15 protein-coding genes are annotated in these 17,879 nt (G+C 57.9%); 5 read left to right on the forward strand and 10 right to left on the reverse strand.

Features of this window, described 5'->3' with window-relative positions:
- Positions 1–2 precede the first annotated feature (2 nt).
- Entirely contained in the window at positions 3–755 is a 753-nt protein-coding gene (locus TU86_RS01320) for an ABC transporter permease (RefSeq protein WP_173426994.1), read from the reverse strand.
- Between the two features lie 305 nt (positions 756–1,060).
- Between TU86_RS01320 and TU86_RS01325 the strand changes: the two genes are divergently transcribed.
- Together TU86_RS01325 and TU86_RS01330 are read left to right on the forward strand one after the other, a co-directional pair.
- Positions 1,061–2,644: a peptide chain release factor 3 gene (locus TU86_RS01325; protein ID WP_048362509.1), complete on the forward strand. Its 1,584-nt coding sequence runs from the start codon at positions 1,061–1,063 to the stop codon at positions 2,642–2,644.
- A gap of 229 nt (positions 2,645–2,873) precedes the next feature.
- Positions 2,874–3,200: a hypothetical protein gene (locus TU86_RS01330; protein WP_048362510.1), complete on the forward strand. Its 327-nt coding sequence runs from the start codon at positions 2,874–2,876 to the stop codon at positions 3,198–3,200.
- Positions 3,201–3,315: 115 nt separating this feature from the next.
- Here the strand turns inward: TU86_RS01330 and TU86_RS01335 are convergent, their stop codons facing one another.
- The 9 genes from TU86_RS01335 to TU86_RS01375 form a co-directional block, all read right to left on the reverse strand.
- Positions 3,316–4,290, reverse strand: a complete 975-nt coding sequence (locus TU86_RS01335; protein WP_048362511.1) for a peptide ABC transporter ATP-binding protein — start codon at positions 4,288–4,290, stop codon at positions 3,316–3,318.
- The gene (locus tag TU86_RS01340) at positions 4,290–5,258 is read right to left on the reverse strand and encodes an ABC transporter ATP-binding protein (RefSeq protein ID WP_048362512.1); all 969 of its coding nucleotides are present in this window, start codon (positions 5,256–5,258) and stop codon (positions 4,290–4,292) included. The genes TU86_RS01335 and TU86_RS01340 overlap by 1 nt, the downstream gene beginning before the upstream one ends.
- A 10-nt stretch (positions 5,259–5,268) precedes the next feature.
- On the reverse strand, positions 5,269–6,183 hold the full coding sequence (locus TU86_RS01345; protein WP_048362513.1) for an ABC transporter permease subunit: 915 nt from the start codon (positions 6,181–6,183) through the stop codon (positions 5,269–5,271).
- Positions 6,184–6,193: 10 nt separating this feature from the next.
- On the reverse strand, positions 6,194–7,204 hold the full coding sequence (locus TU86_RS01350) for an ABC transporter permease subunit (protein WP_048362514.1): 1,011 nt from the start codon (positions 7,202–7,204) through the stop codon (positions 6,194–6,196).
- 75 nt (positions 7,205–7,279) lie between these two features.
- The gene (locus TU86_RS01355) at positions 7,280–8,875 is read right to left on the reverse strand and encodes an ABC transporter substrate-binding protein (protein WP_048362515.1); all 1,596 of its coding nucleotides are present in this window, start codon (positions 8,873–8,875) and stop codon (positions 7,280–7,282) included.
- A 76-nt stretch (positions 8,876–8,951) separates the two neighbouring features.
- Complete coding sequence (locus TU86_RS01360; RefSeq protein WP_048362516.1) at positions 8,952–10,334, reverse strand: OprD family porin; 1,383 nt, start codon at positions 10,332–10,334, stop codon at positions 8,952–8,954.
- A gap of 165 nt (positions 10,335–10,499) precedes the next feature.
- Positions 10,500–12,098, reverse strand: a complete 1,599-nt coding sequence (locus tag TU86_RS01365) for an ABC transporter substrate-binding protein (RefSeq protein ID WP_048362517.1) — start codon at positions 12,096–12,098, stop codon at positions 10,500–10,502.
- Positions 12,099–12,396: 298 nt separating this feature from the next.
- The gene (locus TU86_RS01370) at positions 12,397–14,022 is read right to left on the reverse strand and encodes an ABC transporter substrate-binding protein (protein ID WP_048362518.1); all 1,626 of its coding nucleotides are present in this window, start codon (positions 14,020–14,022) and stop codon (positions 12,397–12,399) included.
- A gap of 418 nt (positions 14,023–14,440) precedes the next feature.
- A complete protein-coding gene (locus TU86_RS01375; RefSeq protein ID WP_048362519.1) occupies positions 14,441–15,160 on the reverse strand; it encodes an SIMPL domain-containing protein in 720 nt (239 codons plus the stop codon).
- Positions 15,161–15,451: 291 nt separating this feature from the next.
- On the opposite strand from TU86_RS01375, the gene TU86_RS01380 reads away from it, so the two are divergent.
- From TU86_RS01380 to TU86_RS01390, 3 genes are all read left to right on the forward strand, one after another.
- On the forward strand, positions 15,452–16,714 hold the full coding sequence (locus tag TU86_RS01380) for an ATP-binding protein (protein ID WP_048362520.1): 1,263 nt from the start codon (positions 15,452–15,454) through the stop codon (positions 16,712–16,714).
- Complete coding sequence (locus TU86_RS01385; RefSeq protein WP_048362521.1) at positions 16,707–17,267, forward strand: response regulator transcription factor; 561 nt, start codon at positions 16,707–16,709, stop codon at positions 17,265–17,267. Before TU86_RS01380 ends, TU86_RS01385 begins: the two co-directional genes overlap by 8 nt.
- Before the next feature lie 105 nt (positions 17,268–17,372).
- Complete coding sequence (locus TU86_RS01390; RefSeq protein ID WP_048362522.1) at positions 17,373–17,867, forward strand: hypothetical protein; 495 nt, start codon at positions 17,373–17,375, stop codon at positions 17,865–17,867.
- Positions 17,868–17,879 lie beyond the last annotated feature (12 nt).

The raw sequence follows: 17,879 nt of genomic DNA on the forward strand, positions 1-17,879 counted from the left end.
CCTTAAGCAGGTCGTAGGCCGCGTTCCAACCAAAGGCGGCTGATGAGGATCACCAGGCCGTCGAGCAGCAGTGCCAGCAGCGCAGTGCAGGCGGCGCCGAGGATCAGTTGCGGTTGGTTGTTCAAGGCAATGCCCGGGAAAATCAGGCTGCCCAGGCTGTTGGCACCGATCAGGAACGCCAAGGGCGCGGTGCCGACGTTGATCGCCAGCGCCACCCGGATGCCACCCATGATGATGGGCACGGCATTGGGCAATTCGACCCGCCATAGCACTTGGCGCGGGGTCATGCCGATGCCGACGGCGGCTTCTTTGAGTGAACCCTGTACGTTTTTCAGGCCTTCGTAGGTGTTGCGCACAATGGGCAGCAACGAGGCGAGAAACAGGGCGAAGATGGCAGGGCCGCTACCGATCCCTAAAAAGCCCAGCGCAATGGCCAAAACGGCCAGCGGTGGCACGGTGTTACCAATGTTGAAGACTTGCATGAAGCGTTCCGCACGTCCGGCCATTGAAGGTCGGCTGAGGAAAATGCCAGCGGGTATCCCTACGAGGAGGGCGGCGAGCATTGAAGCGAGTACGAGGTACAGATGGGCTTGCAGGTAGAACAACAAATCATCTTGATAGTGTTCGATAGTGCTGATGCCGATCCAATGGACCAACAGGGCCAGGAGGGCGACAACTGCCACGCATCCTATAAGCCCTTTTCCATAGCGATTAGCCACAGGCGGACTCCTTTTTATTTCAGTCGGCGGACACATTCTCGTGTGGCAAGGCCATTCCTGGCTGCCGACAATGGGTTCGCGAAGAGCAACAGGCGGGGGCAGAGTAAACGCCGGCATCGCCTGTCATTAGCGCAGCCTCGTCAGGCTAACTTGCTGATATTTCAGCCCCTGACGCGATGTCGTATCAGGAGAGTGGACGCCTCCACCGTTTAAAAGGTTCACATTATTTACGGCATATTGCCACCCTTGTGATCACATCCAGGGTACCAACGGTGGCTGTTGATGCCTGATTTGAGCTATAATCCGCGCCCTTTTTTGAATCAATCGTCAGGCGATTTCCCATGACCAACCAGGCCGCCGAAGTCGCGAAACGCCGCACTTTCGCCATCATTTCCCACCCCGATGCGGGTAAGACCACCATCACCGAGAAACTCTTGCTGATGGGCAAGGCCATTGCTGTGGCCGGTACGGTGAAATCGCGAAAGTCCGACCGCCATGCCACCTCCGACTGGATGGAAATGGAGAAGCAACGGGGTATTTCGATTACCACGTCGGTCATGCAGTTCCCGTATCGCGACCACATGATCAACCTGCTCGATACCCCGGGCCACGAAGACTTCTCGGAAGACACCTACCGCACGTTGACCGCTGTTGACTCGGCGCTGATGGTGCTCGATGGCGGTAAAGGGGTTGAGCCGCGCACCATCGCCCTGATGGACGTGTGCCGCCTGCGTGACACGCCGATTGTCAGCTTCATCAACAAACTGGACCGCGACATTCGCGACCCGATCGAGCTGTTGGATGAGATCGAAGCCGTACTGAAAATCAAAGCTGCGCCGATCACCTGGCCGATTGGCTGCTACCGCGATTTCAAAGGCGTGTACCACCTGGCAGACGACTACATCATCGTTTACACCGCCGGTCACGGCCACGAGCGCACCGAAGTCAAAATCATCGAGAAACTCGACTCTGACGAAGCCCGCGCCCACTTGGGTGATGAGTACCAGCGCTTTGTCGATCAGTTGGAACTGGTTCAGGGCGCGTGCCATGAGTTCAACCAGCAAGAATTCCTCGATGGCCAACTGACACCGGTGTTCTTCGGTACGGCGTTGGGCAACTTCGGTGTCGATCACGTGCTCGACGCTGTGGTCAATTGGGCCCCAGAGCCGCTGCCGCGTGTGGCTAACGAGCGCACAGTGGAGCCGACCGAAGAGAAGTTCAGCGGCTTCGTGTTCAAGATTCAGGCAAACATGGACCCTAAACACCGTGACCGCATCGCCTTTATGCGTATTTGCTCAGGCAAGTACGAAAAGGGCATGAAAATGCGCCACGTACGGACCGGCAAAGACATCCGCATTGGCGATGCACTGACGTTCTTCTCCTCTGAGCGTGAACAGCTCGAAGAAGCCTACGCGGGCGACATCATCGGCCTGCATAACCACGGCACCATTCAGATCGGCGACACCTTCACCGAAGGCGAAGTGCTGGGCTTTACCGGCATTCCGCACTTTGCGCCGGAACTGTTCCGTCGTGTGCGTCTGCGCGACCCGCTCAAATCCAAGCAACTGCGTCAGGGCTTGCAGCAACTGGCCGAAGAGGGCGCCACGCAGGTGTTCTTCCCGGAGCGCAGCAACGACATCATCTTGGGCGCCGTCGGTGTACTGCAATTCGACGTGGTGGCCAGCCGTCTGAAAGGCGAATACAAAGTGGAATGCTCCTACGAGCCGATCACCGTGTACTCGGCGCGCTGGATTGAGTGCAGCGATAAGAAGAAGCTTGAAGAGTTCCAGATCAAAGCGGTCGAAAACCTCGCGATTGATGGCGGTGGTCACCTCACGTACCTGGCGCCGACCCGCGTCAACCTGGCGCTGATGGAAGAGCGCTGGCCTGATGTGAAGTTCCGCGCAACGCGTGAGCACCACTAAGGCCTGCGTGCCTGTTTGAAAAAAGCGAAGCCTTTGGTTTTTGCTGATCTATCAAGGGATCTGTCACTGCAATCGGCAGGCGCAAGTTTGCGCCTACCGATTGCAGTCGTCTTGAGCCGATCAGCATGATCCGGTGGGGCTTCGCTTTTTTTATGGGCGCTCGCTTGGCGAAGGCGAGGAAGACGGACTAGCGTTACAGGACGTTTCTCACCCTAGGATGGAATTCCCCATGAAGCTTTATCAACGCGCTGTGTTGTTGCTCAAAGTGCTGGTGTTTATAACGATCAGCAGTTCGCCAGCCTGGGCGAGCAATCCACTGACCCATCCGGCTGCTGGCGTTTCAGCGAACGGTGTTGCAGGCCCTACATTGCACGCCATCTTTAAATCGGAGTCTGAACCTGGAGACCAGGGTCAGGGCGGCAGCTCCGGGGATGATGATCAGGTTGATGGTGATGACGACTCGGCCGACAGCGCCACGAATGACGGAGACGGCAAGACCGATCGTCAGGACGACGACAGTGTTGATCACGGCAAAGCCAGCGAAGGTCAGTACTGAGCCGAATCAAATTCACACGAGGCTCTCGACGGCCATGCCGTCGTGTAACCCAATAAGCCGAATACCGAAGGCTGCGCATTCGATCGCAGCCTTCGGCAGCGCCTTCGAAAAACGCTTAGCTCTGTAGGAATTGTTCGGCGTGATGGCACGCCACTTGGCGGTTATCCAGCAGCCGTAACTCCGGCTCATGGGTGCTGCAAAAGTCGGTCGCATACGGGCAGCGCTTGTGGAAGGCGCAACCCGAGGGTGGGTTCAAAGGGTTGGGCAGTTCACCCACAATTTTGATTTTCGGCTTCAGCGGGTCCGGGTGGATGGTCGGGGTCGCCGACAGCAGCGCCTGGGTGTAAGGGTGCAGGGGGCGGGTGTAGATTTCTTCTTTTGGCCCCATCTCCACTGGGCGACCGAGGTACATCACCAAAACCGTGTCCGCCACGTGCCGCACCACCGCCAGGTTGTGCGAGATGAACACGTAAGCGGTGTTGAACTCCTGCTGCAAGTCCATGAACAGGTTGAGCACTTGGGCCTGAATCGACACGTCGAGGGCGGAAGTCGGTTCGTCGGCCACCAGCACTTTGGGTTGCAGCATCATGGCGCGCGCCAGGGCGATACGCTGCCGCTGGCCACCCGAGAACATGTGCGGGTAGCGCTGGTAATGCTCAGGGCGCAACCCCACTTGCTTCATCATGGCCTGCACTTTTTCCCGGCGCTCGCTGGCGCTGAGTTGGGTATTGATCAGCAGCGGCTCAGCCAGTTGATCACCGACTTTCTGGCGCGGGTTCAACGAGGCGTAAGGGCTTTGAAACACCATCTGCACGTCTTTGCGCAGTTGCTTGCGCTCGGCCTTGTTGGCGCCTGCCACCTCTTGACCGGCAATTTTCAGCGAGCCGGAGGACGGTTCTTCAATCAGCGTCAGCGCGCGGGCGAGGGTGGACTTGCCGCACCCCGACTCGCCGACCACGGCCAGGGTTTTACCGGCTTCAAGTTCAAACGACACGCCATTGAGGGCACGCACCAGGGCGTGGCCTTTGAACATGCCACGGGACACTTCGTAATGGCGGGTTAGGTCACGGGCAGTAAGAACGACAGTCATTACGCCACCTCCTGATTCAAGGGGAAGAAGCAGCGCACCTGGCTGTGAGCTTTAGGCTCCAGCGCAGGGCGTTGTTGGCGGCATGTGTCTTGTACATACGGGCAGCGCGGCGACAGCAGGCAGCCTTGCGGGCGGTCGTAACGCCCCGGCACGATGCCGGGCAACGTCGCCAGGCGCGCAGCACCCATGCTGTGTTCCGGGATGGCTGCCAGCAAGGCTTCGCTGTACGGGTGTGCGGGCACATCAAACAGCCCCGGCACCTGACCGACTTCCACGGCTTGCCCGGCGTACATCACGCACACGCGCTGGGCGGTTTCGGCTACCACGGCCAAGTCGTGAGTGATCAGCACCAGGCCCATGTTCTGTTCGCGTTGCAGGTTAAGCAGCAAGTCCATGATCTGGGCTTGAATGGTCACATCGAGCGCGGTGGTCGGTTCGTCCGCGATCAGCAGTTTTGGCTCTCCGGCAATAGCCATTGCGATGGCCACGCGCTGGCTCATGCCACCGGACAGTTGGTGCGGGTAGGCGTCCATGCGGCTGGCGGCGCCGGGTATTTCGACTTTTTCCAATAGCTCGATGGCGCGCTTGCGTGCGGCTTTGCCGGACATTTTCAGGTGCAGGCGCAGCACTTCTTCAATTTGAAAGCCCACGGTGTAACTGGGGTTGAGCGCGGTCATCGGGTCCTGAAAGACCATCGCCATGTCTTTGCCGACGATTTTGCGGCGTTGACGGGCGCTGAGGCTCAGCATGTTTTGGCCGTCGAAGTTCAGCGCGTCGGCGGTGACGATGCCGGGGTGCTCGATCAGCCCCATCAGCGCCATCATGGTCACGGATTTGCCCGATCCCGACTCGCCAACGATGGCCAATACTTCGCCTTTATCCACCGACACACTCAAGCCGTCGACCACCGGCACCGCGTTGGCGTCGCCAAAACGGACGTTGAGATTCTTGATTTCTAACAGTGACATGTGAATCTCCTCAGGCGGCGTTCTTGAGTTTCGGGTCCAGCGCATCGCGCAGGCCGTCGCCCATCAGGTTGATTGCCAGCACGCTGAGCAAAATGGTCAAACCGGGCAGGCTGACGACCCACCACGCACGCTCGATGTAGTCGCGAGCCGAGGCCAGCATCGTGCCCCACTCCGGCGTCGGCGGTTGTACGCCAAGGCCCAGGAAGCCCAGGGCTGCGGCATCGAGGATCGCCGAGGAGAAGCTCAACGTGGCCTGAACGATCAGTGGCGCCATGCAGTTGGGCAGCACGGTGATGAACATCAGGCGTGGCAAGCTGGCACCGGCCAGACGCGCAGCGGTCACGTAGTCGCGGTTCAGTTCGCCCATCACCGCCGCCCGGGTCAGGCGCACATAAGAGGGCAGAGAGACCACGGCAATCGCGATCACGGTGTTGATCAGGCCAGGGCCGAGGATGGCGACAATCGCTACCGCCAGCAGCAAGGAGGGCAGGGCCAGCATGATGTCCATCAAGCGCATGATGCCGGGGCCGAGGAAGCGCGGGAAAAACCCGGCAAACAGGCCCAGGATCACGCCCGGAATCAGCGAGATCACCACCGATGACAAGCCGATCAGCAAGGACAGGCGCGAGCCTTCGATCAGTCGGGACAGCAGGTCACGGCCCAGCTCGTCAGTGCCGAGCAAAAACTGCATCTGCCCGCCTTCAAGCCACGCCGGTGGCGTCAGCAGGAAGTCCCGGTATTGCTCGCTGGGGTTGTGCGGGGCAACCCACGGCGCAAACAGCGCGCAGAACACGATGATGCTCATGAAAATCAGCCCGGCCACGGCGCCCTTGTTGCGTGAAAACGCGTGCCAGAATTCTTTGTAAGGCGAGGGATAAAGCAGGCTTTGATCCACCGCAGTCGCGGGTGTAGGTGTGGTAGTCATGGTCAGGATCTCAGCGCTGGTGGCGGATGCGTGGGTTGGCAAAGCCGTAGAGGATGTCCACCACGAAGTTGACCAGAATCACCAGGCAGGCGATTAACAGGATGCCGTTTTGCACCACGGGATAGTCGCGGGCGCCAATGGCTTCGATCAGCCATTTACCGATGCCGGGCCACGAGAAGATGGTTTCGGTCAGTACGGCGCCGGCCAGCAGGGTGCCGACTTGCAGGCCGACCACGGTAAGCACCGGGATCAGGGCATTGCGCAGGCCGTGCACAAACACCACGCGTGCGGGCGACAGGCCTTTGGCGCGGGCGGTGCGAATGTAATCTTCGCGCAGCACTTCGAGCATCGAAGAGCGGGTCATGCGCGCAATCACTGCCAGCGGGATGGTGCCGAGCACAATCGCAGGCAGGATCATGTGGTGCAGCGCGTCCCAGAAGGCTTCGGGTTCGTCGCTGAGCAGGGTGTCGATGAGCATGAAGCCGGTCTTGGGCTCGATGTCATACAGCAGGTCGATGCGTCCTGACACGGGGGTCCAGCCCAGGCTCACCGAGAAGAACATGATGAGAATCAACCCCCACCAGAAAATCGGCATGGAGTAACCCGCCAGGGAGATGCCCATCACCCCGTGGTCAAACAGTGAGCCTCGCTTCAAAGCGGCGATGACCCCGGCCAGCAGTCCGAGAATGCCTGCAAACAACAGGGCGGCCATCGACAGTTCCAGGGTGGCGGGGAACAGCGCAGAAAATTCGGTCCACACGCTTTCACGGGTTCTCAACGATTCGCCCAAATCGCCATGGGCGAGTTTGGTCACGTAGTCGAAATACTGTTCGTAGAGTGGCTTGTTCAGGCCCAAACGCTCCATGGCCTGTGCATGCATCTCTGGATCGACCCGACGTTCACCCATCATGACTTCGACCGGGTCGCCGGGGATCATGCGGATCAGGGCGAAGGTCAGCAAGGTGATGCCGAAGAACGTAGGGATCAATAGCCCTATTCGGCGGGCAATAAAACTAAACATCGTGTGGTGTACCTCATCAGCCGGTTAGGCAGGACCGCCAGGGTTCGGGTGAACGCTGGCGGGTGTTTTATTGTTCTACTTCACCTGGGTGGTGGCAAAGTTGTTATTGGTCAGCGGGCTAAGGATGTAGCCCTCGACGTTGCTGCGTCTGGCAGTAAAGAGCATGGGGTGTACGACGTTGATCCAGGGTTGGTCCTGGTTGAAGAGCACCTGTGCCTGTTCATAGAGTGCCGCTCTTTCGGCGGGTTCAGTGATGTTACGGGCTTTGGTGATCAGCGCCTCGAAGTCTTTGTTGCACCAGCGCGCGTAGTTTTCACCATTTTTGGCGGCATCGCAGCTGAGCAGCGGGGTCAGGAAGTTGTCCGGGTCGCCGTTGTCGCCGCCCCAGCCGGTGGACACCAGATCATGTTCGCCATTTTTGGCGCGCTTGAGCATCTCACCCCATTCCATGACCCGAATGTCCAGTTTGAGGCCGATCTTCGCCAGGTCTGATTGCAGCAACTGCGCGCCGAGCATCGGGTTGGGGTTAGTCGGCCCGCCGCCGTTACGGGTAAACAGGGTAAAAACCTGACCTTCGGGTACTCCGGCTTCTTTGAGCAGGGCGCGGGCTTTGTCGAGGTCGCGGGGCGGGCTTTTGATCGAGGTGTTAAACCCCAGCATCGTCGGCGGGTACGGGTTGACGGCGGTGATCGCGTTGCCTTTACCGTGAACGGTATTGAGGTAGGTTTCTTTGTCGAAGGCCATGTCGATGGCTTTGCGCACGCGCACATCGTCCAGGTATTTGTGGCGGGTGTTCATGGCGATGTAGCTGGTCATCAGCGCCGCCATCTCGTCGACTTTCAGGTTCGGGTCTTTCTTGATGTTGTTGACTTCATCGGGCTTGGGGTACAGCGCAATCTGGCATTCGTTGGCCTTGAGTTTTTGCAGGCGCACGTTGCTGTCGGTGGTCACCGCGAAGATCAGCACATCACTCGCCGGCTTGCCCCGGAAGTATTCGGGGTTGGCCTTGAAGCGCACCTGCGCATCCTTGTTGTAGCGCACAAAAATAAACGGGCCGGTGCCGATCGGCTTGCTGTTCAGTTCGCTGGTTTTACCCGACCTGAGCAACTGGTCGGCGTATTCGGCGGAATAGATGGAGTTGAACGGCATGGCGATGTCCCGCAGAAACGGCGACTCGGCATGGTTGAGCGTGATTTTCACGGTCATGTCGTCAACTTTGTCCACACTCTTGAGCAGGTTTTTAAAGCCCATGCTTTCAAAGTAGGGATAGCCGACCAGCGATTTGTCGTGCCAGGGGTGGTTTGGGTCCAGCTGGCGCTGAAAACTCCAGATCACGTCATCGGCGTTCAGGGTGCGGGTCGGTTTGAAATAGTCGGTGGTGTGAAACTTGACGCCGGGGCGCAGGTAAAAGGTGTATTCAAGTCCGTCGGGGCTGATGTCCCAGCGCTCGGCGAGGGCAGGCTCAACGTCTGTAGTGCCGGGTTTGAAATCGGCCAGGCGATTGAGGATGGTTTCAGCCGAGGCATCGGCGGTCACGGCGGTGGTGTATTGAACGATGTCGAAGCCTTCAGGGCTGGCTTCGGTGCACACCACCAACGACTTGGCGCAAACACTGACAGCGGTGCTGAGCAATGCCACGGCAAGGGCAGTGCGTAGTGGAAGTCGTTTCATGGCTACCCTCTCCAATCGGTTGAATTTGCGTTGCGCCAATGCCTGTGTGCGAGCAACAGGCATTGGCGCGGCAGGGTTAAAGGATGTTGAACGGAATGGTGGTGACCACACGGAACTCGTTGATGTTGCCGTCAGACTGGAATTTGCTGGCGCGGTGCGTGGTGTAGGTGGCGCGAATCGCGGTGGCTTTCAGTGGACCGCTTTGAATCGCATAGGACGTGCCAATGCTGTACTCGGAGTGGTCTTCGCCGTCCATTTTCTTCACGTCGTAGGCGGTGCCTTTGTATTTGGTGCCGTCAATGTCAAAGCCACGCGCATGGTAGGCGTTGAATTTCAGGCCCGGCACGCCGTACTGCGCCATGTTGATGCTGTACGCCAACTGCACCGATTTTTCGTTCGGGCCGTTGAAGTCAGACAACAGGGAGTTGGCCAGGTAAATACCGTTGGTTTCGTGCAGGTAGTCGAAGTACTCGTCACCGATCACTTGCTGGTACGACAGGGTAACGGTATGCGCCTGGTGAGTCAGGCCGAAGGCCAGGCTGAAGGTATCGTTGTTGATATCCCCCATGGCCTTGCTGCCGGTGTCGATGGTTTTGTAGTAGTTGAGGTTGGTGTTGAGCCCCAGTACCGCGTTGTCGCCCAGGTCGTGCACCGCGCCAAAGTAGTACTGGTTCCAGAAGTCTTCAACGTGGGTGGCATAGAGCGAGGTTTTCAGGCTCTTGAACGGCTGGTAGTTGAGGCCGGCCACGCTGGCGCGGTCAGTGGTGACCTTGGCGCTGTCGCTGTATTCCGAGCGAAACTTCTTCAGGCCTTGCTCGGTGCGCGGCGATACGCGGTCGAAGGAGCCAGCGTCGAACGACAGGTTGTTGAACTCTTCACTGTGCAGCCCTACCCCCTGGAAGCTGGAAGGCAGTGCGCGGTTTCCGATCACATCGATGGTTGGGCTGCTGAAGTTCTGTCGGCCCACCACCAGTGTGGTGTTGGACACGCGTGCCTGAAGGTTCGCCAGGCCCAGCTTGCTCCACTGGCCAACGGCATCGCCATCACTGTGGGTCAGGGTGCGGTTGTTTTTACCGGCGATGTCACCGACATCACGGTCCAGCGCAATGGCGTTGTAGGCCGCCACTTGGGTTTTGAAACCCACGGTGCCCTGGGTGAAGCCCGAGCTGTAATCAATGATGGTGCCTTGCACCCAGTTGATCCGGCGCGGTGTGGTTTTTTCCACGCCGTGGTCGTTGTAGGTGAAACGGCCGTTGTTGCGCTTCAGTTCGTTGGCGTACCAGTTGCGCGTTGTACCGCCCAGGCTTTGGCCTTCAACGAATCCGCTGGCTTCGCTTTGGCTGCTGGCACCGGTTTTGACTTCGGTGGGCACAAACGCCTGGCTCATCTCTTCTGCTTGTGCCATCGCCGCAAGGCTGCTGATGGATAAAGCGAGTAACGCGCTGCTTGTGACTCTCATGGTTGAGGCTCCTCTGCTTCTTTTTTATTGCCGCTCTTTATGTGTTGAGCTGGCTGTTGTGGAACGAGTTTGAGCACTGCAAACGTTTGCTTGCGACCACTTGGCCGCAGTGTTCAACAGGCCGCCCCATGCGGCCTGATGACACGGACAAACGCGGGATAAGGGTTAGTCGTCGATACTCACGCCGGAGAAGGCGTTACGGCCAAACGGGCTCACGGTAAAACCCTGCACTTTGGCACTCAGCGGCTGGTTAACCGTGGAGTGGGCAATGGGTGTGATCGGCACTTGTTGCTTGAGCAGTTGCTGGGCTTGCTTGTAGAGCACCGTGCGCTGATCGCGGTCGGTCACGATCTTGGCGTTCTTGACCAGGGTGTCGTACTCCTTGTTGCACCACATGGAGTAGTTGTTGCCGCCAATCGCGTCGCAGTTGTAGAGCGTGCCGAGCCAGTTGTCCGGGTCACCGTTGTCACCGGTCCAGCCAATCAGGCTGATGTCATGTTCGCCATTTTTGGTGCGTTTGATGTACTCGCCCCATTCGTAGCTGACGATCTTGACCTTAAGCCCGATCTTGCCCCAGTCCGATTGCAGCATTTCGGCCATCAGCTTGGCGTTGGGGTTGTATGGACGCTGTACGGGCATGGCCCACAGGGTAATTTCTGTGCCTTCCTTGACCCCGGCAGCCTTGAGCATCTCTTTGGCTTTTTCGGGGTTGTAGGGCGCGTCTTTGATGGTGTCGTCATACGACCACTGGGTGGGCGGCATGGCGTTGACTGCTTTCTGCCCCGCGCCCTGATACACGGCGGTCAGGATGCTGTCTTTGTTGACGGCCATGTCCAGTGCTTGACGCACCTGAAGCTGGTCGAAGGGTTTATGCCGCACGTTGTAGGCGATGTAACCGAGGTTGAAACCGGGCTTTTCGATGACCTGAAGTTTGGGGTCTTGCTTGAGGCTGGCAACGTCGGCCGGACGTGGGTTGAGCGAGACCTGGCACTCGTTTTTACGCAGTTTTTGCATGCGTGCCGAGGCGTCGGTGTTGATCGAGAAAATCAGGTTGTCGAGTTTGACCTGGCTCGGGTCCCAATAGTCCTTGTTGGCCGCGTAGCGGATGTTCGAGTCTTTTTGATAACGCTGAAACACGTAAGGCCCGGTGCCCACCGGCTTTTGGTTGATGTCGCTGGGCTTGCCTTCCTTGAGCAGCTGGTCGGCGTATTCGGCCGACAAAATCGAGGCAAAGCTCATGGCGATGTTCTGGATGAACGCGGCGTCGACCGAGTTGAGCGTGATGACAACCGTCATTGGGTCGGTTTTTTCAACGCGCGCGATGTTCTTGTCCAGGCTCATGCTGCTGAAGTAGGGGAACTCGGTGGGGTACGCCTTACGAAACGGGTGGTCACGATTGAGCATGCGGTTGTAGGTAAACAGCACGTCATCGGCGTTGAAATCGCGGGTCGGGGTAAACCATTTAGTGGTGTGATACTTCACACCGGGACGCAGATGGAAGGTGTAGGTCAGGCCGTCTTCGGAAATGTCCCAGCGGGTGGCCAGTGCCGGCCCTGCTGCGGTGCCGCCTTTTTCAAACTCGGCGAGGCGGTTGTAAATCGGTTCGGCCGCATCGTTATCGGTGGCGGTGGTGTATTGCGCGGTGTCAAAGCCGGCCGGGCTGCCTTCGGAGCAGAACACCAGGCTGTTGGCGGCATGGGCCAAGGGGCTGCCGGCAAGGACGCCAGCGCTGAGCAGAACCGATAAAACCAGAGGATTACGCATAGCGTTCCGAGTCCTTTTTCTTGTTTTTGTGTCCTGAGTGCTGCACGTACGGGCCAACACACTCAAGGCGTCGATACCATCCACTACGGTTTGACTCCCGGCGCTGTTCGCAGGTGGCTCAAAGACGTTAAGAGGTCAAAGAGCCGCCGTAAATGCGTCGGGCCTGACAGGTGCGTAGGAAATGTCTCGGCGTCCTATAGCTTTATCTGTAGTACAGAGTGGCTTAAGGATGAAGGGGATTTCCGCCGTCCTGGCAGATAAGTGAATGCGGCATACAGGCCGCATTCACCGGTCCTTTTTACTTGCTGATGCCAACGCCGTAAAAGGACGTCAGACCGAGTGGGCTGATTTTGAAGTCCTGTACGTTACTGCGCATCGGCTGATACACCGTCGAGTGTGCGATAGGTGTCATCGGAACCTGATCTTTGAGCAGGTGTTGCGCCTGTTTGTAGAGCTTGGTGCGTTCGGCCACGTCGGTGGTGGCTTTGGCCGCCTTGATCAGCGCGTCAAACTGGGGGTTACACCACTTGGAGAAGTTGTTGCCATTGATGGCGTCGCAACCGAACAGGGTGCCGAGCCAGTTGTCCGGGTCACCGTTGTCACCGCTCCAGCCGATCAACATCGCGCCGTTTTCTCCGCCTTTGGAACGCTTGATGTACTCGCCCCATTCGTAGGTGACGATCTTGGCCTTGATGCCGATCTTGTCCCAGTCCGATTGCAGCATTTCGGCCATCAGCTTGGCGTTGGGGTTGTACGGGCGTTGTACCGGCATGGCCCACAGGGTGATTTCTGTGCCGGGCTTGATGCCTGCTTCTTTGAGCAGCTCTTTGGCTTTTTCAGGGTTGTAGGGTGCATCTTTGATGGTGTCGTCGTAGGACCATTGCGTTGGCGGCATGCCGTTGACGGCCAGTTGGCCAGCGCCCTGGTACACCGAATCAATGATTTGCTGTTTGTTGACGGCCATGTCCAGTGCCTGGCGCACCTTGAGCTGGGCCATCGGGTTAGGCTCGTTGCTGCCCTTGACCTTGTCCATCACGTTGTAAGCGATGTAACCCACGTTGAAGCCCGGTTTATCAGGCATCTGCAGGGCTTTATCGGCTTTCAGGGCGGCGAGGTCAGCAGGGCGCGGGTAAATCGTGACCTGGCATTCGTTCTTTTTCAGCTTTTGGATGCGCACCGACGGATCGGTGGTGATGGCGAAAATCAGGTTGTCGATTTTGACGTCTTCGGGCTTCCAGTAATCTTTGTTACCGGTGTAACGGATGTTGGAGTCTTTCTGATAGCTCTTGAAGACAAACGGCCCGGTGCCAATCGGCTTTTGGTTGATGTCAGCCGGTCGGCCTTCCTTGAGCAATTTATCGGCGTATTCAGCCGACTCGATAGACGCGAAGTGCATGGCCATGTTCTGGATGAACGCAGCATCAACGGTGTTCAGGGTGAATTTGACGGTTTTGTCGTCAAGTTTTTCCACCTTGGCGATGTTTTTATCCATGCCCATGTCGGTGAAATAAGGGAATTCGGTGGGGTAAGCCTTACGGAACGGCATGTCTTTATCGAGCATGCGGTTGAAGGTAAACAGCACGTCATCTGCGTTGAAATCGCGTGTAGGCGTGAAGTACGGCGTGGTGTGGAATTTGACCCCGTCACGTAGGTGAAAGGTGTAGGTCAAGTTGTCTGGGGAGATATCCCAGCTCGTCGCCAAGCCAGGCTCAACCTGCGTGCTGCCACGTTCGAACTGGCTCAGGCGGTTGTAAATGGTTTCGGCCGACGCATCGAAGTCGGTACCGGTGGTGTATTGGCCCGGGTCAAAACCGGCTGGGCTGCCTTCAGAGCAAAACACCAGGTTGGTCGCTGCGTGAGCGAAAGGTGCACTTGCCAGCAGGCTGGCACCCACTAAAAACGGAATGACCGCGTGTTTGAACATGGTGGCCTCATGATTTTTGTCATTTTTGGTGTGAGGGCGACCTTGTGAGTCGACCCGGCGATACTTATGCACGGCCTATACCCAATGCAAGATGTGTTGGCCGTTGAACGCAATTTTCGTGGAACGATCGTACAGGAATGTCGCATTTATGTAATTTATGACGCATTTGATCGTTTGCGCGCCGATTTTTGAAGCATTTCGTTACAGCTTTTACCGCTATGGAGTCACCGGTTGCACTGTTTTAGGTCAGAGGTGTTACTTATCTAGACTCTCGCCTTGAAAAGATGTCAGCTGATAGATATTCACCGTGTAAGTCATATCTTTATATTGCTTAAGACGCGTCTTAGGCCTTTTTCGCCTACGAAAAAGCCCCTGGAGCGCTGCCGCTTCAGGGGCTTGTTCAAGGGGGGGAAGGGCGTTATTGCATTTGCACTTCAATCACACCGTCAGCGCTCATGCTGACTTCGCTGGTGCCCGCCTCAACGTCTGGGGTGGGTGCCGCCGCCATGTCAGCAGAAGCGGCTTTCATCATCATCTCGCTGCGCATGTAGGGTTGCGGATAACCGTTGCTGTTGAGGTTCAGGTTGACGATTTTGTAACCCTTGCCGCCCAGCGCATCGGTGGCCAGTTGTGCGCGGGCCTTGAACGCATTCACGGCATCTTTGAGCAGGGTGTCTTCACTGGTTTTGCGCGCAGCGTTACCGACCGCGAACTGCATGTTGCCCATTTTCAGGGTTTGCATCAGGTCGCCGGTGAGCTTGGACAGGGCTGCGAAGTCTGCACTTTCCAGGCGCAGTTCGGCGCGTTCACGCCAGCCCGTGATCTTTTGGGTTTTGTTGTCGTAGATCGGGTAGCTGTTACGGCTGCCCTGGCGCAACGTCACGTCTTTAACCTGCTTGGCCTGGCCAATCGCCTTGTTCATGGCGGTGGTGATTTCTGCGGCCAGCTTGGCGGCGTCGGTGTTTTGCGCTTCGGTGTACAAGGTCACGATCATTAGGTCGCGTGGCACTTCCTGGCTGGCTTCGGCGCGCAACGAGATCTGGTTGTAATGCAGGTCATCGGCGGCCAGCGCGGGCAGACTGGCCAGTGCGCCAATGCTCAGGGTCAGAAGGGCGGCAGTGCGAGGGAACATAGACATGAAGGCTCCTTGGGTGAGGTACGCAGGTGTGGTCATGCAGGCCGGCGTCTGAGCAATAAGACTCTAATACATGGGTTTCAGTTCGCCCGATTACATTTTTGATACATATACCCAGGTGTCAAGGCGCCAGCGTTCGTGAAGGCATGGACGGGGTTGTCCGCTCACACCAGGCGCGTGAGTAGCCGTATTCTGTAAAAAAACACTGTGGCTCATTGCCGCACGTTTGCCTGTGGTGCCGTCAGCTTGGTTATACTCCCGGCGATCCGCCTGGAGCGCTCATCAGGAGAGCTCATGCTCGCCCCCGTACAGTTAATGTCTGCGACACGTCAGAACCTCTGGCGCCTTACGCTTATCCGCACCTTGGTGCTCGCTGCTCAAGCGGGTTCGGTGGGGATCGCCTACCTGTTTGATTTGTTGCCGCTGCCCTGGTTTCAGCTATGCGTGACCCTCGGCTGCTCGATGCTGTTGTGTGCTTTTACCGCGATCCGGTTGCGTACCACGTGGCCGGTGACCGAGTTGGAATACGCGTTGCAACTGGCCTGTGATCTGTTTATCCACAGTGCCTTGCTGTATTTTTCGGGCGGCTCCACCAACCCGTTTGTTTCGTATTACCTGGTGCCGCTGACCATTGCAGCGGTCACGCTGCCGTGGCGGTTTTCGGTGGTGCTGTCCGGGATCGCGCTGGCGCTGTACACCTTGCTGCTGGTGCAGTCCTATCCCCTGGACACCGTTGCGTTCTTTCGCGAAAAACTACAGATCTACGGCATGTGGCTGAGTTTTGCCTTGTCGGCTGCCGTGATCACGTTCTTCGCCGCCAAAATGGCCGAAGAGCTGCGTCGTCAAGAGGAGCTACGAGCCTTGCGCCGTGAAGAAGGTCTGCGTGACAAGCAGCTTTTGGCCGTGGCCACCCAAGCCGCTGGCGCTGCTCACGAACTGGGTACACCGTTGTCGACCATGAGTGTGCTGATCAAAGAGATGCGCCGCGAACACCCTGATCCAGACTTGCAAGACGACCTGAGCGTGCTGCAAGACCAGGTCCAGCTGTGCAAGCAAACCTTGCAACAATTGGTGCGCGCAGCCGAAGCCAATCGTCGTCTGGCGGTTGAGGTGCAGGACGTCACTCAATGGCTGGATGAAGCACTCAATCGCTGGCATTTGATGCGCCCCGAAGCGACGTATCGCTTTCAGTGCCTGGGCCATGCGCCGATCCCGCGTCTGGCACCGCCGCCCGATTTAACCCAGGCGCTGCTTAACCTGCTCAATAACGCGGCGGATGCCTGCCCGGAAGGGCTTGAAGTGACCGTGGATTGGGACGCCGTGGATTTGACCATCAGTATTCGTGACCACGGTGCAGGTGTTCCGTTGGCCATCGCCGAACAAATTGGCAAACCCTTTTTTACCACCAAGGGCAAAGGTTTCGGCCTGGGCCTATTCTTGAGCAAAGCCAGCGTGACACGCGCCGGTGGCTCGGTAAAACTCTACAGTCATGAGGAAGGCGGCACGCTCACCGAGCTGCGCCTGCCCCGTGTCGCCCGAGGAAACGAAAATGAGTGAAGAAATTCTGGTCGAAGGCGAAGAGCTGCCGCATTTGCTGCTGGTTGACGACGACGCCACGTTCACCCGCGTGATGGCACGCGCCATGAGCCGACGCGGTTTTCGCGTGAGCACCGCAGGCTCTGCCGAAGAAGGGCTGACTCTGGCCCAGCAAGACATTCCTGACTATGCCGCGCTGGACCTGAAAATGGACGGCGATTCGGGCTTGGTTTTGCTGCCGAAATTGCTGGAACTTGACCCGGAAATGCGCGTGGTGATCCTCACCGGTTATTCGAGCATCGCCACCGCTGTTGAGGCCATCAAGCGCGGCGCCTGCAACTACCTGTGCAAACCTGCCGACGCTGATGACGTGCTCGCGGCACTGCTGAGCCAGCACGCCGATCTGGATGCGCTGGTGCCGGACAACCCCATGTCGGTTGACCGCTTGCAGTGGGAACACATCCAGCGCGTACTGGGTGAGCATGAAGGCAATATCTCCGCCACTGCCCGCGCATTGGGCATGCACCGCCGGACCTTGCAACGCAAATTGCAAAAGCGCCCCGTGCGCCGCTGAGTCAACCTGCACTCAGGTTGTACGCCTCTGTGAAACCGGTCGCGCTGACCGGTTTACAGGCGCGAGCCCATGCTAGAGTGCTGGCTTCGTCTCTCGGAGCTGGTCATGAGCCGTTTAACCCGTTGTGTTGCCTCGTTTGTGTTGGTGGCCAGTCTGCCTTTGGCGGCCGCACCCGTCAGCACTTCGCCTTTGCATGCGCAGTTTTTGCCTGCCGATGACCTGCAATTGCGCACCGAGAAACCCGAGCAGCAACAGCTGATGCTGGTCACCTCTTATTCCGTCGTGGTGGGCAGCCAGCGCCAGTCCAATCAACAGCCGATTCCGGTGACGTCGCCACTGTGGGTGCGCTTGAAAGGCAAGCCGATGAGTCAGGGCGCCACAGTGCGTGAAGTGTTGATCTCGTTCGATGGTGAAAGTAAAAGCCTGAAAAAACCCGCCTTCGACAGTAAGACCAAAACCCTGACGCTGTCGTACCCGGTCGCCCAGTATCGGGTGGTTATGGATTTGCTGCGTAACGACACGCTCTATTGCCAGTTTCTGACGTACGCCAATGGTCATATCTGGGCCGACTTGCACACCGCCAGCGTGCGCGCGCGCTGAGGCTTGGGTAAA

It is taken from the genome of Pseudomonas weihenstephanensis (assembly GCF_001043055.1).
Taxonomy (GTDB): domain Bacteria; phylum Pseudomonadota; class Gammaproteobacteria; order Pseudomonadales; family Pseudomonadaceae; genus Aquipseudomonas; species Aquipseudomonas weihenstephanensis.